The sequence below is a fragment of the Chryseobacterium defluvii genome (assembly GCF_003634775.1).
Classification (GTDB): Bacteria; Bacteroidota; Bacteroidia; order Flavobacteriales; family Weeksellaceae; genus Chryseobacterium; species Chryseobacterium defluvii.
In genome coordinates this window covers 367,443-388,653 of record NZ_RBXB01000001.1, presented here as the reverse complement: position 1 = coordinate 388,653, position 21,211 = coordinate 367,443, and the positions used below count along the sequence as shown (strand labels likewise).

Here is a 21,211-nt window from a genome sequence, read left to right as displayed (position 1 = left end):
CATTTAGACTAATAGATAATATCAGTCTGATGGAAAGTTAGAAATTCGTAAATTTGCACCATGATAAAAATAGGCAACATAGAACTGCCGGAATTTCCGCTTTTGCTGGCTCCGATGGAAGATGTAAGTGATCCTCCATTCAGACGCTTATGCAAAATGCATGGTGCAGATCTGATGTATTCGGAATTTATTTCTTCCGAAGGCTTGATTCGTGATGCTATTAAAAGCCGAAAAAAACTAGATATTTTTGATTACGAAAGGCCTGTCGGGATTCAGATTTTTGGTGGGGATGAAGAGGCAATGGCTATGTCTGCAAGAATTGTGGAAACCGTAAATCCTGATTTAGTAGATATTAATTTTGGTTGCCCGGTAAAAAAAGTAGTTTGCAAAGGAGCCGGAGCCGGAGTATTAAAAGATATTGATCTTATGGTTCGCCTTACAAAGGCTGTGGTAAGCTCTACTCACTTACCTGTAACCGTAAAAACCCGCTTAGGCTGGGACAGTACATCCATTAATATTGATGAAGTAGCGGAACGTTTACAGGAAACAGGTATTAAAGCCTTAACCATACATGCCAGAACACGTGCACAGATGTATAAAGGTGAAGCGGACTGGGAACATATTTCAAGAATCAAGCAAAACCCTAATATTGAGATTCCTATTTTCGGAAACGGAGATATTGATTCTCCTGAGAAGGCTTTGGAATACAAGCAAAAATATGCCTGCGACGGAATTATGATCGGTCGTGCGGCTATCGGATATCCATGGATTTTTAATGAAATCAAACATTTCTTTAAAACCGGGGAACATCTTCCGGCCCCTACTATCTCAGACAGATTATTGGCAGTCCGTCAACATGCGGAATGGAGCACAGAATGGAAAGGTGAAAGATTAGGCTTAGTAGAAATGAGACAACATTACAGCAATTATTTCCGAGGAATACCCCATTTCAAAGACTTCAGAAAGAAATTCCTGGAAGTTTTCACTTTAGAAGAAATGGACGCCCTGATCAAAGAAACACAGGAGTTTTACGCCGAGTATCAGGCACAGGTATAACAATAAAAAAGAACCATCAGCTGATTTTGATGGTTCTTTTTTATTATTGAAGACTATGTTTTAATATCCTTCCGAAGATGATTGATTTTTAATTAGCGCCAAGGCTGAAGATGTTCCGATTCTTTTCACTCCCATATTAATCATTTTTTCCGCATCTTCGGGAGTTCTTACTCCTCCAGCGGCTTTTACAGGAAGTTTTCCGGCATTATCCAGCATAATTTTTATGCCTTCAAATGTTGCTCCGTTAGGTTTTCCTCCGGTAGTTTCAAAAAAACCGGTAGAAGATTTAACGAAGATATAAGGTAAATCTTTTTCGGAAAAGCTTTCTTCTGCCCATGCAGAAATATTTTTAGTAAGATCTGCAATCTGTTCATCGGTTAAAGCCGCAATTTCAATAATCCATTTGGCAACTTTATGATGATCCAGACACAGCTGTGTACATTTCACAAACTCTTCTTTTATCAGTCCTATATTTCCTTGAAGATAAGCGTTGTAATTAATAACAAAATCTAATTCATCTGCCCCGTCTTCTATTGCTTTTGAGGCTTCGGCAAGTTTTTCATCAATAGAATACGTTCCTTCATGAAATCCTATCACCGTACCTACCTTAACATTTGAATTCCTTTCCTGAAGATATTTTTTAATCTCGGGTATATAATCCGGACGGATCATTACGGCAAATATCCCGTTATCTGCAGCTTCCTGCGCAAGGTCTTTATCTTTCTGTAAAGTTTCTTCTTCTGAAAGACCCGATTGAGAGGGTGTTTTCAGATAAGTTGAATCCAAATACTGAGCAATATTCATATCTCTTATACTTTCAATTGTCTGTTAATTCCTTGTTCCAAAGATATGAAAGTTTCGGTTCTCGTCACTCCTTTCAGCTTTTGAAGTTTGCTGAGAATCTGCATCAAATGGTCATTATCCTTACACAACACCTTTAAAAAGATAGTGTAATTACCGGTGGTGTAATGAGCTTCCACCACCTCATTGATGTCCTTTAAGGATTTTACCACATCCGGATAATGGCTGGGCTGATCCAAAAACACTCCTATATAGGAGGTAACTTTGTAACCGATTTTCTTTGGGTTTAGGAAAGAAATTGAATTTTCGATAACTCCGGCATGTTCCAGTTTTTTAATTCTCTGGTGGACTGCCGTTGTTGAAATTCCGACATTTTTAGAAATGTGCGCTAACGATGTCTTAGCGTTGTCCATCAACATGTAGATGATCTCCTTGTCGATAGAATCTAAATGATAACTTGTGGTACTTGAATTTTTCATTTTCTACTTTTTTTATTCATGTTTTTACTATAAGCATTCAAATTGTACAAAAACCGGAAAATGATCGCTATAGCCTCCCAAATATCGGGTACCTGCAAAGGTTCGAAAAGGGCGACCTTCGAATCTTCTGTCTCGACTGCTAATTTTCTCGGAATTAAACACTTGTGCATTCCGAAAAGTCAGACCACTATTATCAAAAAAAGATTTTGACATTATAATCTGATCAAATAGCAATCCAGATTTATAATGAAAAGTAGAATATTTCCTTGTAGAGAACAATGCCTGAAAAGGGTTTTCCAACACTTTCCGATCATTGTCGTCATAGAGAATCTTTACTAAATTTTCATCATCTGGGTTCTCGTTAAAATCACCACACAAAATCACATGTTCTTTTTCTGCATTCACAATATTCAAAATTCTTTCCCGGATTTCTCCGAGTATAAAGGATCTTTTTGGTTTATTAGGGTCTTTGTCTCGCTTTGAGGGAAGGTGCGCGATAAAGACATTAATAATCTCTTCTTTATATTTTACTTTTGAATAGAGTACATCCCTAGTTGTGTCGTAATCCCCTGTGTTTTTATCTATAATCTCAAAGAAGAAGGAAATGGGTTCTGAGTCCATTACCTCTACTTTATCTTTATCATATAGCATTGCCACATCTACTTTTCTTTCATCCATAGAATTGTAATGAACAATCCCATATTTTGAATTAAAAGGTTCCATTTTTACCAGTTCTTCCAAGACTTTCCTTCCGGACACTTCAGATAAACCTATAATAAATGGTAAAACATCATTTTCCTCCTTCATCAATTGGAAAACGTGTGAGATTTTAAAAAGCTTATTCCTGTATTTCCGTTCGTCCCAATTCCGTAACCCTGAAACAGTAGGGTCTAGTTTATGTACTGGTTTTGGATCCGGTAAAAACAAATTTTCAACATTGTAAAAACTGAACAGCTCCATCAACACACATTTGTATTCTTAAATTTTGGCACTTTAATTTTAGAATGTAAATTTATTATTTTTTTTTAAATATGATTAATTAATTTATAATATATTAAGATTGATTTTATACTTTAAATATAAATTTTCAACTAAACAATCACAATTAATTTATATATTTAATATAAAGTTTTCAATCATTGCAAAAAACGTACCATTAATTTACAATTAAAATAAAAATGAAATTTTTAAAAATCAGGAAAAAAAACAATGCAGCGAATAATATATCACAATAACATTAACCATTTCTAATATTATAACGATTAATTTTCTGATTTATTCTTGCTGATCAAAAAAAACACCGTTGAACCTTGTAATAAATTTGAATTAAAGTAAATCCGGGCGTTTTTCTCTGGTGATTCTTACCGCTTCTTCATGACGCCATTCTTCAATTTTGGCAAAATTCCCGCTTAGCAAGATTTTCGGCACTTCTAATCCTTTATAATTTTCAGGTCTTGTGTAGATGGGAGGAGATAATAAATCATCCTGAAAACTATCGGTGAGTGCACTTTGCTCATCATTCAAAACTCCGGGAATCAATCTGATCACACTATCGGCAAGCACACATGCGGCTAATTCTCCACCGGTAAGAACATAATCTCCGATCGAAATTTCTTTGGTAATGTGCAGGTCTCTTACCCGTTGGTCAATTCCTTTATAGTGTCCGCAAAGAAAGATCAGATTATTTTTTATAGAAAGCGTATTCGCAATTTTCTGATTCAGTGTAATTCCATCCGGTGTAAGATAAATTACCTCATCATAATTCCTCTGCGATTTAAGCTCGGAGATACATTTATCCAGAGGCTCAACCATCATGACCATTCCGGCCCCGCCTCCATAAGGTTCATCATCAATTTGTCTGTGCTTATTGGTTGACCAGTCTCTAAGATGATGAAAATGCACTTCCGCGAGCCCTTTATCCATTGCTCTTTTCAAAATAGAGGTTTTGAAAGGGCTTTCCATTAATTCCGGCAGTACGCTTATTATATCAATTCTCATTGTAAAGTTCCGTTTTTCTTATTGGGTAAAATAATTAATCGCAGAGAGGAATCTTTATTAAAATAACTCCACATCCAGTTGAAGAAAATTGCAAGCTTATTTCTCACGCTCAAAATTAACATTAAATGCAGAAACATCCAGAAATACCATGCTAAAAATCCCTGGAATTTAAAAAACGGCAAATCTACCACTGCTCTGTGTTTCCCAATGGTTGCCAGGGAGCCTTTATCGTGATATTCATATTCCGTCCATTCATCTTTGCTTTTTTTCAAAAGATTTTTACCTAAATTTTTCGCTTGTGTAATCGCTACATTAGCTACTTGCGGATGTCCCTGCGGATATTTCGGAGTTTCCATAGATGCAATATCTCCGATGGCAAAAACATTATCATAGCCTTTTATTTTATTATACCTGTCTACAATGTACCGGTTCTTTATTAAATTTTCTTGAGGAAACCCCTGTACTACATTACCGGTAACCCCTGCCGCCCAGATGACGTTGTTGGAAGGAATTTGCTTTCCGCTCTTCATGTATACTTTATCCCCATCATAATCCGTAACGTATTCTCCGCTTAGAAAATCCACACCCAGTTCTTTAAGATACTTTTCTGATTTTTCCTGAGCTTCAGGGCTCATTACGGCAAGCGGCTTTTCCGTAGAGCTTACAAGAATAATTTTAAGATGATTAAAATTCATATACGGATAATCCCTTGGAAGAATTTCTTTTTTCATTTCCGCAAAAGCTCCGGCCAGCTCCACACCTGTCGGTCCACTTCCTACAATAACGATATTCCAGTTCCCGTCATCACTCCGGCTTTTTTCAATGATCAGCTTTTCGAAAGTCATAAGCACATGATTTCTGATGCTGATCGCTTCCTGAGTATTTTTCATGGCAAAAGCTTTGCCCTCAAGATCTTGATTACCGAAAAAATTGGTTTTGCAGCCTGTAGCAATAATCAGTTTATCATAAGTAAATTCAGCTTCATCGGTAATGACTTTATGATGAACAGGATCAATCTCTTTTACTTCCGTCAAACGGAATTGCGTGTTTCTGGATTGCTGGAATATTTTCCTGAAAGGAAAAGAGATATTGGAAGGTTCTATCCTTCCACACGCTACCTGATAAAAAAGGGGCTGAAACATATGATGATTTACCCTATCCAGGAGGATTACTTTCTTATTCTTATTGTTTAGGGTCTTCGCAAGCTGTAATCCCGCGAAACCACCCCCTATGATAATGATTTTCTCACGTGTTTCCATATCACACAAATTTACTGAATTTATTTAGCATTTTAGTTGGTAAAAAGTTAGTTTTGCAAAACTTTATGACGAAAAAAAAGTATACCAAAAAGACTGCCAGAAAGCTACACAGCAAGAGACGAAAGAATTATTTTTTTCGCCGTAAAGTTGTATTGATCATTCTGATCCTGGCGCTTATCGGAACCGGATTATACCTGAAACAGTCCATCAGCTACTACTACGCTTTATACTTTAATAAGTTTACGCATAAGAAACTGCACAACAGTGAAAAGGAAACGCTCAGAATTCAAAAAATTCTTTCCTCCAATCTGGATAAAACATACGGTTTTGATATTTCCCATTATCAGAACAGAGAGGACATCAAATGGGACAGCTTAAGCATCGGGAATAAAACCATTCCGTTGGAATTTGTTGTGATGCGTGCAACAATGGGAAACCGCAGTGCAGATAAGCATTTTGATGATTTCTGGGAACTGGCTAAAAAGCATGAGCTGATTCGTGGTGCTTATCATTTTTACAGAGCGGATGAAGATCCCGTGATCCAGGCCAACAATTTTCTGGAAAATGTAAAACTGGAAAGCGGAGACCTTCCCCCTATTCTGGATATTGAAAAAATTCCGAAGCGAAAAACCAATAAAAAATTGATTGAAGATCTAAAGGTCTGGTGCAAAATTGTAGAGGAAGCTTATGGAGAAAAGCCGATTATCTATACTTATTATCATTATTACAAAGATTTTTTAAAAGGTGAATTTGATGGGTATCCGCTTTGGCTGGCCAACTATAATGATGTTCCTATTCCATCACCGGATGATCAGTGGGATTTCTGGCAATTTACGGAAAACGGGATTGTACATGGAATCAACACCAAAGTGGATCTGGATATTTATAATGGCAATTCCTGGTCTTTAAAAGCGTTAACGCTGGATTAATTTTTCAAAAAATCGACCACATCCTTGTTCAATTCATCTGCGACCTCAAAAGGAACATAATGAGATGCTTTTTTATAAATCTTCAGTTTTGAATTTTTGATCTCTTTGGCCATCATTTCCGTATGCCCTTTTTTGATCACATCATTTTCGCCTGCAATCACAAAAACCGGATTGGAAATTTGATTTAAAGATTTTTTACTAATCTCAGGTTCATTGATCATTAATTTCAACAATCTGACCTCATTAGAATGATCAGGATTGTTTTCAAGCTGTAAAACCTGTACTTTTGTTTTAAAATTATTCAGAAGGCTTTCTTCAACTCCTTCCGGGAAAGCATTTGCTCCAATCACAATCAATTTATTAAGATTTTCCGAGTACTTCAGACTGAATTCAAGTCCTGTATTTCCTCCATCACTCCAACCTAGAATGTTTATTGTATTCAGCCCCAAGTGATCAATTAAAGATTTCAGGTCATCTGCAAAAATTTTATAGCTGAGATTATTCCTGGTATAATCTTTACTTTTTCCCTGAGATCTCGTGTCCAGGGCAATTACTTTAAAATGTTTGGAAAGTTCAGGGATTTGTTTATAGAATTCTTTAATACTTCCTCCGTTTCCGTGAAGTAAAAGAAGAGGCTGCCCTTCTCCGTAAACTTCATAGTACAATTCGGCATCTTTCAATTTCAATGTCTTTCCTACTGCTTCATTTTTACCATATATCGAGTTTCCGGATTCATCTTTGTATTGGCTGATATCCGGAGCCAACATAGAAAGCTTTTCATTATTATCCTCCATTTCGTCTTTCTTATTTTTCCCGTTTTTGTCTACTTTCACATCTATATTAATGGCTGGGGCGGCTAACGTTATCCTTTCCCAATCTCCATAAAATTTTCTTATAAAACCGGTTCTGAATAATGCTGCACTGATGTTTACCCTTCCTTTAAATTCTTTTAGAAACTGAATACCTATAAAAAATTTCCCCTGCACCCAGATATTATAATCGTTAACGTCTAGCATGAATGTACCTGATTTAATCATGTCTTCGGTAAGCTCCACGGTAATTTCCTCCTCCAGAATATTCTGATCCGGAAAACCATTTTTTTCACTGTAGATCGCATAACGCATGATAACCGGCCTGTCTGAATTATAATTGGCAACGTTTAAATTAATATTCTTAATTTTTGATCTTTTACTGGCATTAAATTCCAAAGCAGTTTCTCCGAGGAAATCTTCTTTCCGGAATTCCGGGTTTACAGAATACAAGACACTTTTGGTTTTTGTATTGACTCCCCAGTTTTTATCTACAAACTTTTTAGGATTGAGTTTTACTTCCTGAATATTTTTAACTTTTTCTTTTAAAAATATTTTTGGGGCGCTGTTATTTATAAAATCTGAAACAGCTTGTGTGTAACTCTCAAATCCTGCCACTTCAATTCTGATGGTATGGGATTTGTCTGTTTGAGAAAGATCGATAGAAAAATGGCCGTTTTCATCAGAGATTGTTCCTGTTTTTTCTCTTTCAACTCCAATTTTCACATAAGGAATAGGTTTGTTTTCTTCTTTTGAAAAAACCGTCCCGGAGACAATTTGTGCTTGAGCATATATCCCGGAAAACAGAAGACATAAAGCAATAAAGTTTTTCATGGTAAAAAATTTGACACAAAAATCCTTATTTCCTACCTTCAAAACTCATAACACCTTATTAAATTTACAGCCCTTTTCGTTAAAATTCTTTTAAAATATCATATTTAAGATAGATAGAATTTATTTGAATGGTTTTCTTTGAATCCATTCTGTCTTGGGGTTAAGGGAAACAAATATTTTTTCCATGTAGGTATTCAGTATTCCGTTATTATGTTTTATTAAACCAAAAATGTCGACAGGCTCTGCACCGATAGTAGATTTTATTTCCAAAGCTGTTCTTCCGAAAATAATTCTGCTGAACTCATGACGAATGCCAAATTCTACAATATCGAGCAACATATTCAAGTACAATTGTTTTTCTTTCTGAAGCGCTTTATCATATCCCAGAAAATAAGTATCAATATCGTTATTATTGAGAATCAATGTGTAAAAACCAATTAACCTTTCATTGTAAAAATATCCGAATATTTTCAGGTTCAAGGCTAAATACTCCTTCATTTTTTCAAAATGATTCCCGGCAAGAAAAAAGGTATTGAATGGTGCATTTTCCGCTACATTCTGGTACAACAGATTCATTGCCGCCTGATATTTTCTGACTTCCTCCAGGCTCAGTTCACGCTTTTCAATTCCCTGAAGTTTTTTCTTTGCAGTTTTTGCCCTGGTCCTGTATTTTGTAGAAAAGGCATTAAGATAATCCTCAAAGACAAGCCAGTCTTTTCTCAGCCTTAAGATCATATTGGGCTGTACTGAAAATCTGAAATAGGTCCGATGACTTTTCCCTTGAAAATAATTGATGAATCCGGCCTGATAATCTTTATAAATAATTAAATCGGTTCTTCTTTTTCTTTTTTGTATGAATTCAACGGCTTCATCTAATAGAGGAATTACCTGTTCGGGTGTTATTTCTGAAAAATCAAAATAAAACCCGTTTTGGCCGGTAAGCATATTATTTCCCAAAATCATTACGTCTCTCCCCAATCTTTTGGCGAAAAAATTCCTGATACTGCACCACACCTGATTTTTTTGAAAAGAGGAATGATATTGAAAATTCAGGTACTGAAACAGAGCGCCCCCAATGAGTTCTTCATCTTTGAAAAACCCCATAAAATAACATTGCATATTATTCGGAGCCGACTTTTCCAACACATTGAAGTATTCTTGGGACAGCATAATATTATGATTCCCAATTATGGTATTCCAGTTTAAGGGCAATTCGGAAACGCTGTTGTATATTGTAAATGTATAAGACATAAAAAAGGCCACCTGTGCAGCCTTGTTCATTTAATTATTATTTCTGTGTCACCCAATGAAAACCATCTACAGCATACCAGCCACAAATTATCCCGCCCATAATGGTAATAGTAATGGCCCAATATGCCACGTTGATAAAGATGTATTTCCATGACCTTCTTTCAAACATGGAATTAATAGCAAATATCGGAAAAACGAAAAAAAGCACCGATATAAATCCATGTAGAGCACCATGGCCGAAAGAACGGTAAGCGGTTCCATATTCCTTCATGAATGCAAAATAAGATGGTGTTGCATGAGACTCGTCACCACCGATCATTCCCGAAGCTCCAAACTGATGAATGGTAAGAAACTGCATAAAAAAAGAAATAAGAAAAGACAAAATAATTGTAAAAACAAAAATCATTGCCACATTAGAACCTTTCATTTTATCTTCCGTCATTCCGGAAGCTTTCATCCAAGCTGTTCCAGCTACTTTTGGATTATACCAGATAAATCCTATAATGAGGGGAACAAAAGCGGCTACTAAAATAGCCAGGAAATTAAATTGTAACATAGGCATCAGTGTTTATTATGCTATCAAATCTACATTAAAAAACATTACAAAAACTTATTTTTTTGCATTTCCTTACTACCTGTTTATATTCCCTTAAAAGCATCAACCAATACCCGGAATGTTTTCTTGAGAATCTCAAACGTCTCATCCGGTTCTGTGATCAATCCGTAAATAACCTGCGGAATAGCAGATGAAAACTCTAACATTAAAGCAAAAACAGGAACCATAAGATATAATATAACTGGAAACCTGAGTTTGAAAGAAAACTTTTTAATTATTGCATTCCATATTACTTTTACCCTCTCCCTGTCATTCCATAAAATCAAAAAACACAGGAAGAAATAGAAAGCAAACCTTTTGGCAAAGCCCATTGCCAGACTTTCCGGCATAAAACTGATATCCATAAGCAGGATATTAGCTGCAATCGGAATAAAAAACATAATTCCCAAAATAGCTGTTCTATTGAAAAGAAGTAAAATTCCCGTAATAATCTGCAAAACTCCTATAACAGTTTTGATGGGATCATGATCAAACAAATACCACATCACCCTGAATAAGGACAAATCTTTAATCGGAGTAGCCATTTCCGCAGGAGATATTCCAAATTGCCCACTCTCGGTGAGTTTGCTATACCCATAATTTAGAAATGTAATTGACAGTAAAAAACGAGCTACTAAAATGAAATATTCCCAATACCTTTCTTTCGGGATCATGCATAATTTTGTTATCATATAAATCGTGTTTTAGCATATGCATAATTAAAATTTTTCTTGTTTCATTTTCGTATTTTTGCGGTTCAAATTCAAAATAAAATTCAAAGCACTACATTCCAATGAATTACGTTTCTGTCGAAAACCTTACCAAATCGTATGGCATTAAAATTTTGTTCGAAAATATCTCTTTTCATATCAATGAAGGTGACAAAATTGCCATTGTAGCTAAAAACGGAAGCGGAAAATCCACGCTGCTTAAAATTTTAATGGGAAAAGAAATTGCAGACAGCGGAACGGTAAATATCAATAAGGATATTCAGGTCGTTTTATTTGACCAGGAAATTGACTATGATCCGGATCTAACCGTTGACGAGTTTATGATGACACTGGATTCAAAGCCGATCCGGGCTCTTAAATACTATCATCAGTCTTTGCATTCCACTGACAGCGCATTGATTGAGAAAGCTTTGGCTGAGATGGAAGTCCACAAAGCATGGGATTTGGAAAACGAGATGAAACAAATTCTCTCACAGCTTAAAATTACCAATCTGAATGCTAAAATGGGTACCCTTTCAGGAGGACAGATTAAACGCGTTGCCCTGGCGAAATTATTGACTGAAACCAGAGCGGAGCACCGCCATACTTTATTGATTATGGATGAGCCTACCAACCACCTGGATGTGGAAATGGTGGAATGGCTTGAAAATTATCTGAATAAAGCTAAAATCACTTTACTACTGGTCACTCACGACAGATATTTCCTTGACAGTGTTTGTGATATTATATGGGAAATGGAAGATAATAATCTGTATGTTCACAACGGTTCCTATGCAGTTTATCTTGAAAACAAAATGATCCGTGAGGAAAACCTTAATGCAACCATTGATAAAGCCAATAACCTTTACCGAAAAGAGCTGGAATGGATGCGAAGGCAACCCAAAGCAAGAACTACCAAATCAAAAAGCAGGATCGATGCTTTTTATGAAACTGAAAAAGTGGCCAAAACGGATACCAGAAAACAAGGCCTTGAGCTGGATTTTGAAATGAAGCGTCTCGGTAAAAAAATCCTTGAACTTAAGCATATTGATAAAAGCTTTGGCGACAAAGTTTTATTGAAAGATTTCAGTTATCAGTTCCAACGCGGGGAGAAAGTAGGTATTATCGGAAAAAACGGTGTAGGCAAATCTACCCTTTTAAATATTATTCAAGGGCTTGAAAAGGCCGATAAAGGGGAAATTGAAACCGGTGAAACTATTTCTTTCGGCTATTTTTCTCAAAAAGGTCTTCAGTATAAAGAAGATGAAAGGGTAATTGATTTTATCAAAGAAATTGCAGAATTCTATCCTTTGGCTAATGGAAAAAGCCTTTCCGCATCCCAGTTCTTAAGGTTATTTTTGTTTGACGATCAGACCCAATACTCTCCTATCTCCAAACTTTCAGGAGGTGAAAAAAGAAGGTTACATTTGATGTATATTCTTTATCAGAATCCTAATTTCCTGATTTTCGATGAACCAACCAATGATCTTGATCTTCCTACCTTAACTGTTTTAGAAAATTTCCTACAACAGTTCCAAGGCTCTCTTATCATTGTTTCCCACGACCGTTATTTTATGGACAGAATCGTAGATCATATTCTGGCCTTTGAAGGGAATGGCAAAATCAGGGATTTTGTAGGCAATTTCTCCGAATACCGGGAAACAAAAAGCAAGGAGGAAGCTTTAGGGAAAAATACAGTTCAAAAAGCAGAGCCTGTAAAAGAAAATAATCCTGTCGCAGCTACGCAGGCCAATCATTCTAAAAAACGAAAACTTACGTTTAAGGAGCAAAGAGAATTGGAAATCATCGAGAAGGAAATGCCTGAATTTGAGGAACAACGGTCAAAAATATTAAACCTTCTCAATAATGAAACTGATTATGAAAAAGTAGCATCTCTTTCTTCTGAGCTGGAAACAATTTCAGAAAAACTGGAAAATCATGAGATGAGATGGCTGGAATTGCAGGAAATTTTGGGAGAAGCATAGTCCAAAAAGGTTTCGGCGGAGCCTTTGGCTCCGCCGAAACCTTTTTGGATGATATTATATTATTCAGCTCAGACTTATGATTCTTCCTTCCGAAGCACTCTTCATAGCAGCGTCAATGATTTTCATGTTCTGTACTACTTCCTTTCCAGGTGAAGGTAATGGGTATCCAAAAACAATATGTTCATAGATTGCCTGATAATAGTTCATATAATTTCCGGACTCACTGGATGTTAATATTCTTTCAGTCTCAGAATTATCATTCAGAAAATTTAAAATTCCATCCGGCTCATTCAAAGGTGCGGTCCAGTTTTCACCATACACGGGAATACTGCCGGCAACAAGTTCATTTTCCTGATTATCTGATCTTTCCTGCAAGAAACTCCCTTTACTGCCATGGATCATGTAAGCATAATGAGCTTCTTTACTAAATACGGAAGATTTTAACCGGATTCTTAAATTATCCCTGTAGTAAAGAAGAATTTCAAAATAATCATTCGCAAAATCGTTACCTTTCATTGAAAAAACATCTGCGAAAAGCTTTTCAGGAAAACCAAATAGCTGAACAGCCTGGTCTATCAGGTGAGCCCCCAGATCATGCAGTGATCCGGAACCGGTCTGCATCGGATTCTCTTTATGCTGTTTTCCGCTTGGTTCAGTACGGAATCTGTCAAAACGGATTTCAACTTCTTTAATTGTCCCTAAATTCTGCTCGTTAAGGATTTTTTGTACCTGAAGGAAATCACGGTCAAACCTTCTGTTTTGATAAACACTTATAAAAAGATTTTTTTCTTCTGCTAATCTCACCAATTCTTCTGCTTGAGAGACATCTACGGTGAATGGCTTTTCAACAATAATACTTTTTCCGGCTTCAAGTGCCATTTTAGCATATTCAAAATGGGTTTGTACCGGTGTATTCACTACTGCCACTTCTATATCTGAATGTTGAAGCATTTCCTCTACTGAACGATAAATGGTAGTTCCCGGATACTTCTCCTGTGAATCATTCTTACTTCTTTCTACAACAGCCGACATAAAAAAACCCGGGTGTTCTTTTAGAAAAGGAGCATGGAAAACTTTACCACTCATTCCAAAAGCACAAAGACCTACTTTTACCAATTGCATATTCTTTTTTTAGACAAATATATCCATAAAATTTCATTGAGTCAGTTACAATATTTGATTGCCGCAATTAAAAAGGGTGACAAAAATCAGGAATTTTATTTTTAATTATTCTAAATAATACTTACTTTTGCGCTTTATTTAAAACCACTCTAAATAAAGTAGAATGAAACGACAACTTATTTCCTTAGGATTTCTTGCAGGATCTCTATCTCTAAGTGCCCAGATGAAATATTCATCTGATTCTGATACTATTAGAATTCAGACTATTGAAGATGTTAATCTTCATAAAACAGGTAATCCTAATAAAGCTAAGCCGCTATCAACAAAATCAAATCTTACGGTAATGGAAACTCCACAACCGATTGCTATTGTTACTCATGAAATCATTGAGCAGCAACAGGCAAAACAGTTGAGTGATGTTATGCAAAATGTAAATGGAATGTACGTTACTTCATCCAGAGGAAATTCTCAGGATAGTTTTGGAGGGCGTGGCTTCATCTTGGGAAATGACAATATCTTTAAGAACGGCGCCAGAATCAACAGCGGGGTTTTTCCTGAAGTTAGTGGTCTGGAAAGAGTTGAAGTATTAAAAGGTGCTAATGCTATGCTTTATGGAAATACTGCAGCCGGTGGAATTATCAATATGGTAACAAAGAAGCCAAGATTCAACTTTGGAGGAAGTATCGGTTTGAACGCTGGAAGCTGGAATTCTTATAAACCAACGGTAGATATTTATGGTCCTCTGACTAAGAAAATTGCTTTCAGAATGAATGGTGCTTATGAATATGCTGAAAGTTTCAGGGATGTGGTTCAATCGGAGAAGTTTTATTTCAACCCGTCTTTCTTATTCAATATTGGTGAAAAATCCCAGTTAATTGTGGAAGCAGATTACCTTAAAAATGATTTCACTCCAGACTTTGGAATTGGATCTATTACACAAAAGGACGGATTAACTTATGAGCTTAATACATTGTTGCCAAGAAATGCTTTCGTAGGGGCAGATTGGCAGTACCAAAACGTTCAGCAGGTGTCAACCAATGTTACATTCAATCACCAGTTCAGCGATAGATGGACGTTAAACGCGGTGGCCTCTTATCAAAACTACACTAAGGATTATTACTCTACGGAAAGAGTTCAATGGACTTATGATAATAGTAATCGTTTGAAGTGGGACCGACCTTTGAATAAAACATTCAATGAGCAAAACTATACTTCATTACAAGTTAACGTAAATGGTGAATTCAATACCGGAAGTATCAATCATAAAGTATTAATTGGTACAGACGGAGACTACGGAATCCAGAACAATTACACCTTTACCAATCCTACCAAATACGGAACCAATGGAAACACATCCACTGCTACTATATATATGGATGACCCAAGTACATGGTCAAGCGGTGCCATTCCAAATGCTTCTTTAAAAGACAGAACGAGAATTCCTACACAAAGGTTCGGAGTATACGTACAGGATTATATCAGCCTAACAAAACAATTAAAGGTAATAGCAGGATTACGTTGGTCTTATATAGAAACAATGGTCAACAAGAAAAATACTTTTGCGAACAGTGATGGTGATGTAGAAGTAAAAAACACTGCTATTTCAGACAGAGCCTTTTCTCCAAAAGCTGGTTTAGTATATATGCCAAACGATAATTTATCAGTATTCGCTACCTATACTAACTCGTTTGTACAAAATACAGGTCAGGATATTTACCTTCAGGCTTTGAAACCTACAACGATAGACCAGTATGAAGCCGGGGTTAAAAAGAATTTCTGGAATAATGCAATTGCCATAAATTTAACAGCTTATCAAATTATTTATAACAATTATTACCAAACTGCTCCATTTTTAGCAAACGGAAATGCCAATATAGATTCATTCTTTAAGGAATTTGCAGGAAAAATGAGAAGCCGGGGTGTGGAATTGGACATTACGGGTAACCCAATGGAAGGACTTTCTATTATTGGAGGTTTCTCTTATAATAATTCAGTTTATTTGGATACTCCGGACACATTCGGATATGTTGAAAAACAAAGACTGGTAAGAACTCCTGCAACTACAGCTAATGCATCTGTATTCTATACTTTCCAGAAATTTGCCAAAGGCTTAAAGGTGGGAGCAAGTGCTTATTATATCGGAGACAGATTAGCTGGTTGGAACGATACTAAGACAGGAGCAAATAGTTTAGCTGCCAGAAACGGTATCAGCAGAGTTTTCGAATTGAAAGATTATACAACCGTTGCCCTTTCAGTAGGCTACGAATGGAAGCAATTCTCTATTCAGGGTAAAGTGGGTAACCTGTTTGATGTAGTGAATTACAATGTACACGAAAACTACTCTGTAAACCCAATAACTCCTAGGAATTATTATTTCACCTTCACATATAAGCTTTAAGATTTAGCTATAAATAATTTTCTCATAAGTGGAAGCTGCATTTTTGCAGTTTCCACTTTTAAAATGTAAAACAAAAACTATAGATATGGATAAAATAAAAGACACCAGAAGCTTTATGAGAGTTACCCACCGGTATTTAGGCTATTTTCTTGCCGGAATTATGGCAGTTTATGCCGTAAGCGGGGTTTTATTGGTTTACAGGGATACTGATTTTTTAAAAAAAGAAAAAAAGTACGATAAAGTTGTTGAGAAGAATCTGTCTGAAAAAGAACTGGGTAAAGAACTAAAGATTAAAGGGCTGGAAGTTGAAAAGACCGAAGGAAATGTGGTCCACTTTAAACAGGGAACCTATAACATATCAACAGGAGAAGCAAAATATACAAAAAAAGAATTGCCTTTCATTCTGGATAAAATGACCAAACTGCACAAATCTCAATCTAAGGATACTTTATCTCCATTAAATACTTTCTTTGGGATCTCCCTGTTCTTCTTCGTTATTTCTAGTTTCTGGATGTTCAATCCTAAAACGAAAGCATTTAAAAGAGGTATGGTTTTCACCATTGCAGGACTAATAGTTTCAATTATCTTACTATTTATCTAATTCTTAAAAATAATATGAAAAATTGAAAAATAATTAAATACTATTTTTCACACAATGGATATTTATTTTAAAGAATTTGCCTAAACATAAGCATTGTGGCACATTTATTGTTTTTTACCTCCATAACAAATGATAAACAATCAATATTAAAATTATAAATTATGAAAAAACTAATTGTAACAGGAATATTAGCTGTAGCTGGTTTGACCACCACAATGAATGCTCAGATTCAAAAAGGTAACTGGTTAGTAGGAAGTAGCCTTATTTCCAGTAATTTCGGACTTAACACAGGAGGAGGATATAATATTGCATTACAGCCAAAAGGAGCATACTTTATCGAAGATAACGTTGCGATCGGTGGATATGTTGATTTAGGAATCAATAAGGTTACCAACGGAAGCCCTACGGAATTCGTTTATGGAGTTGGCGGATTAGGACGTTATTATTTATCTCCCGGTGAAAAAGGAGTGGATAACTTATTACACCATGGACGTTGGTTCCTTGAAGGTAATGTAGGTATCGGAGGCAGATCTGTTGAAAACGGTGACTCTACAACCGGTTTAGATTTCGGAGCAGGTCCTGGTTATTCTTATTTCATTACTCCAAACATCGGTTTGGAAGGTTTAGTGAAATATAAAGGTAGAGCAGGATTTGGAAGCGAAGGTTTAAATTCCAATATTACTTTTAATTTAGGATTTAGTATTTACCTACCGACTTCAAAAGCTAAGCAGGTAATCAAAGATGTGCAATAAATCACTTCTAACATATATAGTGAAAGCGCCCCGAAAATATTTCGGGGCGCTTTCGTACAAATTAAAACTAAACTATAAAAAATCAAATAAATCATCAATCAGGTTGTGGTGTATATCTTAAATACGGCTTGATTTCCGTAACTCCTTTCGGAAAGATTTTTCTTGCCTCTTCTGTGGAAACACTTGGTGGAATAATTACATCATCCCCTTGTTTCCAATTGACCGGAGTAGCCACTTTATGAGAGTCAACAAGCTGTAAAGAATCGAGCACTCTTAGAATTTCATCAAAATTTCTTCCTGTAGAAGCAGGATAAGTAATGATAAGCCTTACCTTTTTCTCAGGATCTATAATCAGTAAAGAACGTACAGTAGCAGTTGCAGAGGCATTAGGATGAATAAAATCGTACAATTCGGATATCCTTCTGTTTTCATCAGCTATAATAGGGAATTGCACAGTTGTGTTCTGGGTTTCATTGATATCTCTGATCCAGCTTTGATGATCATCAACTCCATCTACACTCAATGCAATTACTTTAGTGTCCCTTTTATCAAATTCAGATTTCAGTTTTGAGGTCATTCCCAATTCTGTAGTACATACAGGGGTGTAATCTGCTGGATGCGAAAATAAAATTCCCCACGAATTTCCCAAATATTTATAAAAATCTATATCTCCGGCCGTAGAAACTGCCTGAAAATTGGGTGCTGTATCTCCTAACTTTATTGACATAATAATTCGTTTTATTAGTCTACAAATTTAGTAGACTTTTTGAGACTGGCAAAATTTTTGTTAAGAAATTTATATATTTAACATAAAAAGATTTCATGCAGAAAAATGGTTTAAGTTACATTGATGTTGTATATAGAGTTTTAGAGAATTGGTATATCAAATTTGCAGAACTTACACCCAAATTAATTGTCGGGATTTTAGTCTTCTCTTTCTTTTTGATAACGAGCAAGTATTTAAGTCAGGCAGCCGTAAAAGTATTTCACAAATTATTCCCGAAAAGTGAAAAACAAAGTTCTTTAGTGGCAATGATCGGATTTTTCAGATTCCTGATCATGTTGATGGGAACATTTATAGCTCTTGAAATCATGGGCTTTAGTGGTTTCTTATGGAAATTCATCGGAAGTTTAGGAGTTGCGGGAGTTATTGCAGGGGTTGCTTTGAAAGATTTGGTCTCCAGTATATTTTCAGGAATGTTGATCGGCTTAGATAAAGCTTTTAAAGTAGGTGATTATGTAACTATCGGAACCAATTCCGGAACCGTACATGAAATTGGCCTTCTTACCACAAAAATAATAACGGATGACGGAAAAAAAGTATACATTCCCAATCAGGTTATTTTTAACGCCCCGTTTACCAATATCACAGATTCGCCACAGCGGAGGATTATCCTGAACTTTGAAATTCCGGCAGATGAAGATATCAATAAAGCGCAAAAAGGAATCTTGGAAGTTGTCAAAACTCTGGAAAATGCAGATCGTCTGGATGCAGCCGAAGTCATTCTTACCGATTTAAAGCAAGGGGCCTTTAATATTCAGGTAAAATTCTGGATTGCTATCGGAGCCAATATGGTAAAAATTAAAAGTGACGCTTTTTTAAAAATCAAACAAAAACTTGATGATGACGGTATCCGTCTTGAAACCCCAACCAGCATAAGCATTACCAATGAAGGAGCTGAATTATCCGGAAACCAGGATAAATAAAAATAAACGCCGCTTTTAAAGGCGGCTTTTTTCTTATATAAATTTACTGTTATTTCTTTGTCTTCCCTTTCGGATGAAGGTTCTCCTTCTTAGGAAGCTCAGCTACAGTATCATTTTCTATCTTAGCTTCTCCCATAACATAATTCTTATTAAGGGTATCTTCTTCCAAATCTACTACCACAACTCCTGTTGTAGCAGTACTCTCACAATTTTCTTTAGATTTGGAGCATCCTGTAATAAAGAAAATCACAGAAAATAATGCTAAACCGAATTTTGAATTTTGAAAGCTTTTCGGAAAGTATTGAACTAACTTATTTTTCAATTGTCCAGATTGATCATCTGCATTCTTTAATTGATAATCATAGAATCTTCCGCAAATACTCCCCTTTGGTTTTTCTTCAAGAATTTGTTCAATTTCTTTAAGTTCTTTTTGCGTAAAATCAATCACACATTTATTACAGGCTGAACAAAATCTCCCTTGTTCCTGAGGAGACATTAATTCCCAGTTTTCAGAACAAGGATCCGGAATACGAAGGTTTTTCATGAATAGGTTTTCTATACGCATTAAAAAACCGTTCCAAAAAAAATGAAACGGTTTTTTAATTTATTTAAAAGTTGTAGCCTTATGCTAAAACTTCTTTTACTTTGTTTGCAGCTTCTTCTAAAGTAATTGCAGAGTGTACAGGAAGACCTGATTCATCAATTAATTGCTTAGCTTCAACAGCGTTAGTTCCCTGTAATCTTACGATCAATGGAACAGGAAGGCTACCCATCGCTTTGTAAGCATCTACAACACCCTGAGCCACTCTGTCACATCTTACGATACCTCCGAAGATGTTGATCAGGATAGCTTTTACATTCGGATCTCTTAAGATGATTCCGAAAGCAGTCTGTACTCTCTGAGCATCAGCTGTACCCCCTACGTCAAGGAAGTTAGCAGGATTACCACCGGATAATTTGATGATATCCATTGTAGCCATTGCAAGACCAGCTCCGTTTACCATACAAGCAACGTTCCCATCTAATTTTACGAAGTTAAGGCCTGCTTCACCAGCTTCAACATCCATTGGGTCTTCTTCTCTTGTATCTCTAAGTTCAGCTAAATCCTTATGACGGAACAATGAGTTATCATCTAAAGTTACTTTAGCATCTACAGCGATAATTTTGTTATCTGAAGTCTTTAATACAGGATTGATTTCGAATAGAGAAGCATCAATTCCTGTGTAAGCATTATAAAGAGATGTAATGAATTTTGTAAATTCTTTGAAAGCATTTCCTTCAAGACCTAGGTTGAAAGCAATTTTTCTAGCCTGAAACCCTTGCAATCCTAAAGCAGGATCAATGATTTCTTTGTGGATCAAATGAGGAGTTACTTCTGCAACATGCTCAATATCCATCCCTCCTTCTGTAGAATATACTACTGTATTTTTACCTTCAGCTCTATCCAAAAGAATAGATACGTAGAATTCTTTAGTTTCAGATTCTCCCGGATAATATACATCCTCAGCAACCAAAACAGAGTTTACTTTTTTACCTTCAGCAGAAGTTTGCGGAGTGATCAACTGCATTCCGATGATGTTCTGTGCATTTTCTTTTAGCTTGTCCATGTTCGGAGAAAACTTTACACCACCACCTTTACCACGACCACCTGCGTGAATCTGTGCTTTTACTACCCATCCCTGAGCTCCGGTTTCAGCAGTCAGTTTTTCAGCAGCTGCCACAGCTTCGTCTACGTTGTTTGCTACGTAACCACGTTGGATAGCTACTCCATACTTTGATAAAATCTCTTTTGATTGATACTCGTGAAGATTCATATTATTTTTATTATTTTATTTTAAAATTTAAAGGTTGACAAATTTACTAAAAAGACATGGAAGTTCAAGATTCTTAATTCAAAAATTAAAGTTTAGGAAACTTGATTTTTA

Annotated in this window: 20 protein-coding genes; 7 read left to right on the top strand and 13 right to left on the bottom strand. The window is 35.9% G+C overall.

What is annotated here, in order from left to right; genetic code table 11:
- Positions 1-60 precede the first annotated feature (60 nt).
- Positions 61-1,056, top strand: a complete 996-nt coding sequence (dusB, locus tag BCF58_RS01840) for a tRNA dihydrouridine synthase DusB (RefSeq protein WP_121460096.1) — start codon at positions 61-63, stop codon at positions 1,054-1,056.
- 60 nt (positions 1,057-1,116) lie between these two features.
- On the opposite strand, the gene deoC is transcribed toward dusB, so the two are convergent.
- The 5 genes from deoC to BCF58_RS01815 all read right to left on the bottom strand — a co-directional run bounded on the left by deoC (position 1,117) and on the right by BCF58_RS01815 (position 5,593).
- A complete protein-coding gene (gene deoC, locus BCF58_RS01835; RefSeq protein ID WP_121460095.1) occupies positions 1,117-1,860 on the bottom strand; it encodes a deoxyribose-phosphate aldolase in 744 nt (247 codons plus the stop codon).
- A gap of 5 nt (positions 1,861-1,865) precedes the next feature.
- Positions 1,866-2,336 carry an Lrp/AsnC ligand binding domain-containing protein gene (locus BCF58_RS01830; protein WP_121460094.1) on the bottom strand — a complete coding sequence of 157 codons (471 nt, stop codon included), beginning with the start codon at positions 2,334-2,336 and terminating at the stop codon, positions 1,866-1,868.
- Positions 2,337-2,363: 27 nt separating this feature from the next.
- Positions 2,364-3,296, bottom strand: coding sequence for an endonuclease/exonuclease/phosphatase family protein (locus tag BCF58_RS01825; RefSeq protein WP_121460093.1), 933 nt, complete (start codon positions 3,294-3,296; stop codon positions 2,364-2,366).
- A 366-nt stretch (positions 3,297-3,662) separates the two neighbouring features.
- Entirely contained in the window at positions 3,663-4,334 is a 672-nt protein-coding gene (gene trmD, locus BCF58_RS01820) for a tRNA (guanosine(37)-N1)-methyltransferase TrmD (protein WP_121460092.1), read from the bottom strand.
- Positions 4,331-5,593, bottom strand: a complete 1,263-nt coding sequence (locus BCF58_RS01815) for an NAD(P)/FAD-dependent oxidoreductase (protein ID WP_121460091.1) — start codon at positions 5,591-5,593, stop codon at positions 4,331-4,333. The genes trmD and BCF58_RS01815 overlap by 4 nt, the downstream gene beginning before the upstream one ends.
- Positions 5,594-5,658: 65 nt before the next feature.
- Here BCF58_RS01815 and BCF58_RS01810 point away from each other — a divergent pair, with 65 nt between their 5' ends.
- Entirely contained in the window at positions 5,659-6,522 is an 864-nt protein-coding gene (locus BCF58_RS01810) for a glycoside hydrolase family 25 protein (protein ID WP_121460090.1), read from the top strand.
- Here BCF58_RS01810 and BCF58_RS01805 read toward each other — a convergent pair.
- The 4 genes from BCF58_RS01805 to BCF58_RS01790 all read right to left on the bottom strand — a co-directional run bounded on the left by BCF58_RS01805 (position 6,519) and on the right by BCF58_RS01790 (position 10,703).
- The gene (locus BCF58_RS01805; RefSeq protein ID WP_121460089.1) at positions 6,519-8,165 is read right to left on the bottom strand and encodes an alpha/beta fold hydrolase; all 1,647 of its coding nucleotides are present in this window, start codon (positions 8,163-8,165) and stop codon (positions 6,519-6,521) included. The two genes, BCF58_RS01810 and BCF58_RS01805, sit on opposite strands and share 4 nt — an antisense overlap.
- A 120-nt stretch (positions 8,166-8,285) precedes the next feature.
- Positions 8,286-9,446 carry an 8-amino-7-oxononanoate synthase gene (locus BCF58_RS01800; RefSeq protein ID WP_121460088.1) on the bottom strand — a complete coding sequence of 387 codons (1,161 nt, stop codon included), beginning with the start codon at positions 9,444-9,446 and terminating at the stop codon, positions 8,286-8,288.
- 7 nt (positions 9,447-9,453) lie between these two features.
- Positions 9,454-9,972: a DUF1761 domain-containing protein gene (locus tag BCF58_RS01795; protein ID WP_121461012.1), complete on the bottom strand. Its 519-nt coding sequence runs from the start codon at positions 9,970-9,972 to the stop codon at positions 9,454-9,456.
- Positions 9,973-10,055: 83 nt separating this feature from the next.
- The gene (locus BCF58_RS01790) at positions 10,056-10,703 is read right to left on the bottom strand and encodes a DoxX family membrane protein (RefSeq protein ID WP_121460087.1); all 648 of its coding nucleotides are present in this window, start codon (positions 10,701-10,703) and stop codon (positions 10,056-10,058) included.
- Positions 10,704-10,804: 101 nt separating this feature from the next.
- Between BCF58_RS01790 and BCF58_RS01785 the strand changes: the two genes are divergently transcribed.
- Complete coding sequence (locus BCF58_RS01785; protein WP_121460086.1) at positions 10,805-12,706, top strand: ABC-F family ATP-binding cassette domain-containing protein; 1,902 nt, start codon at positions 10,805-10,807, stop codon at positions 12,704-12,706.
- Between the two features lie 63 nt (positions 12,707-12,769).
- Here the strand turns inward: BCF58_RS01785 and BCF58_RS01780 are convergent, their stop codons facing one another.
- On the bottom strand, positions 12,770-13,828 hold the full coding sequence (locus BCF58_RS01780) for a Gfo/Idh/MocA family oxidoreductase (protein ID WP_121460085.1): 1,059 nt from the start codon (positions 13,826-13,828) through the stop codon (positions 12,770-12,772).
- 163 nt (positions 13,829-13,991) lie between these two features.
- Here BCF58_RS01780 and BCF58_RS01775 point away from each other — a divergent pair, with 163 nt between their 5' ends.
- The 3 genes from BCF58_RS01775 (at position 13,992) to BCF58_RS01765 (ending at position 17,579) form a co-directional block, all read left to right on the top strand.
- Positions 13,992-16,226 carry a TonB-dependent siderophore receptor gene (locus tag BCF58_RS01775; RefSeq protein ID WP_121460084.1) on the top strand — a complete coding sequence of 745 codons (2,235 nt, stop codon included), beginning with the start codon at positions 13,992-13,994 and terminating at the stop codon, positions 16,224-16,226.
- A gap of 85 nt (positions 16,227-16,311) precedes the next feature.
- Complete coding sequence (locus BCF58_RS01770; protein WP_121461011.1) at positions 16,312-16,827, top strand: hypothetical protein; 516 nt, start codon at positions 16,312-16,314, stop codon at positions 16,825-16,827.
- A gap of 161 nt (positions 16,828-16,988) precedes the next feature.
- Positions 16,989-17,579: a hypothetical protein gene (locus BCF58_RS01765; protein WP_121460083.1), complete on the top strand. Its 591-nt coding sequence runs from the start codon at positions 16,989-16,991 to the stop codon at positions 17,577-17,579.
- Positions 17,580-17,673: 94 nt separating this feature from the next.
- Here BCF58_RS01765 and BCF58_RS01760 read toward each other — a convergent pair whose 3' ends face one another.
- The gene (locus tag BCF58_RS01760; protein ID WP_121460082.1) at positions 17,674-18,306 is read right to left on the bottom strand and encodes a peroxiredoxin; all 633 of its coding nucleotides are present in this window, start codon (positions 18,304-18,306) and stop codon (positions 17,674-17,676) included.
- Positions 18,307-18,401: 95 nt separating this feature from the next.
- On the opposite strand from BCF58_RS01760, the gene BCF58_RS01755 reads away from it, so the two are divergent.
- Positions 18,402-19,286, top strand: a complete 885-nt coding sequence (locus tag BCF58_RS01755; protein WP_121460081.1) for a mechanosensitive ion channel family protein — start codon at positions 18,402-18,404, stop codon at positions 19,284-19,286.
- A gap of 49 nt (positions 19,287-19,335) precedes the next feature.
- Here BCF58_RS01755 and BCF58_RS01750 read toward each other — a convergent pair whose 3' ends face one another.
- Together BCF58_RS01750 and sucC are read right to left on the bottom strand one after the other, a co-directional pair.
- The gene (locus tag BCF58_RS01750) at positions 19,336-19,830 is read right to left on the bottom strand and encodes a hypothetical protein (RefSeq protein ID WP_121460080.1); all 495 of its coding nucleotides are present in this window, start codon (positions 19,828-19,830) and stop codon (positions 19,336-19,338) included.
- Positions 19,831-19,909: 79 nt separating this feature from the next.
- On the bottom strand, positions 19,910-21,100 hold the full coding sequence (gene sucC / locus BCF58_RS01745) for an ADP-forming succinate--CoA ligase subunit beta (protein WP_121460079.1): 1,191 nt from the start codon (positions 21,098-21,100) through the stop codon (positions 19,910-19,912).
- Positions 21,101-21,211 lie beyond the last annotated feature (111 nt).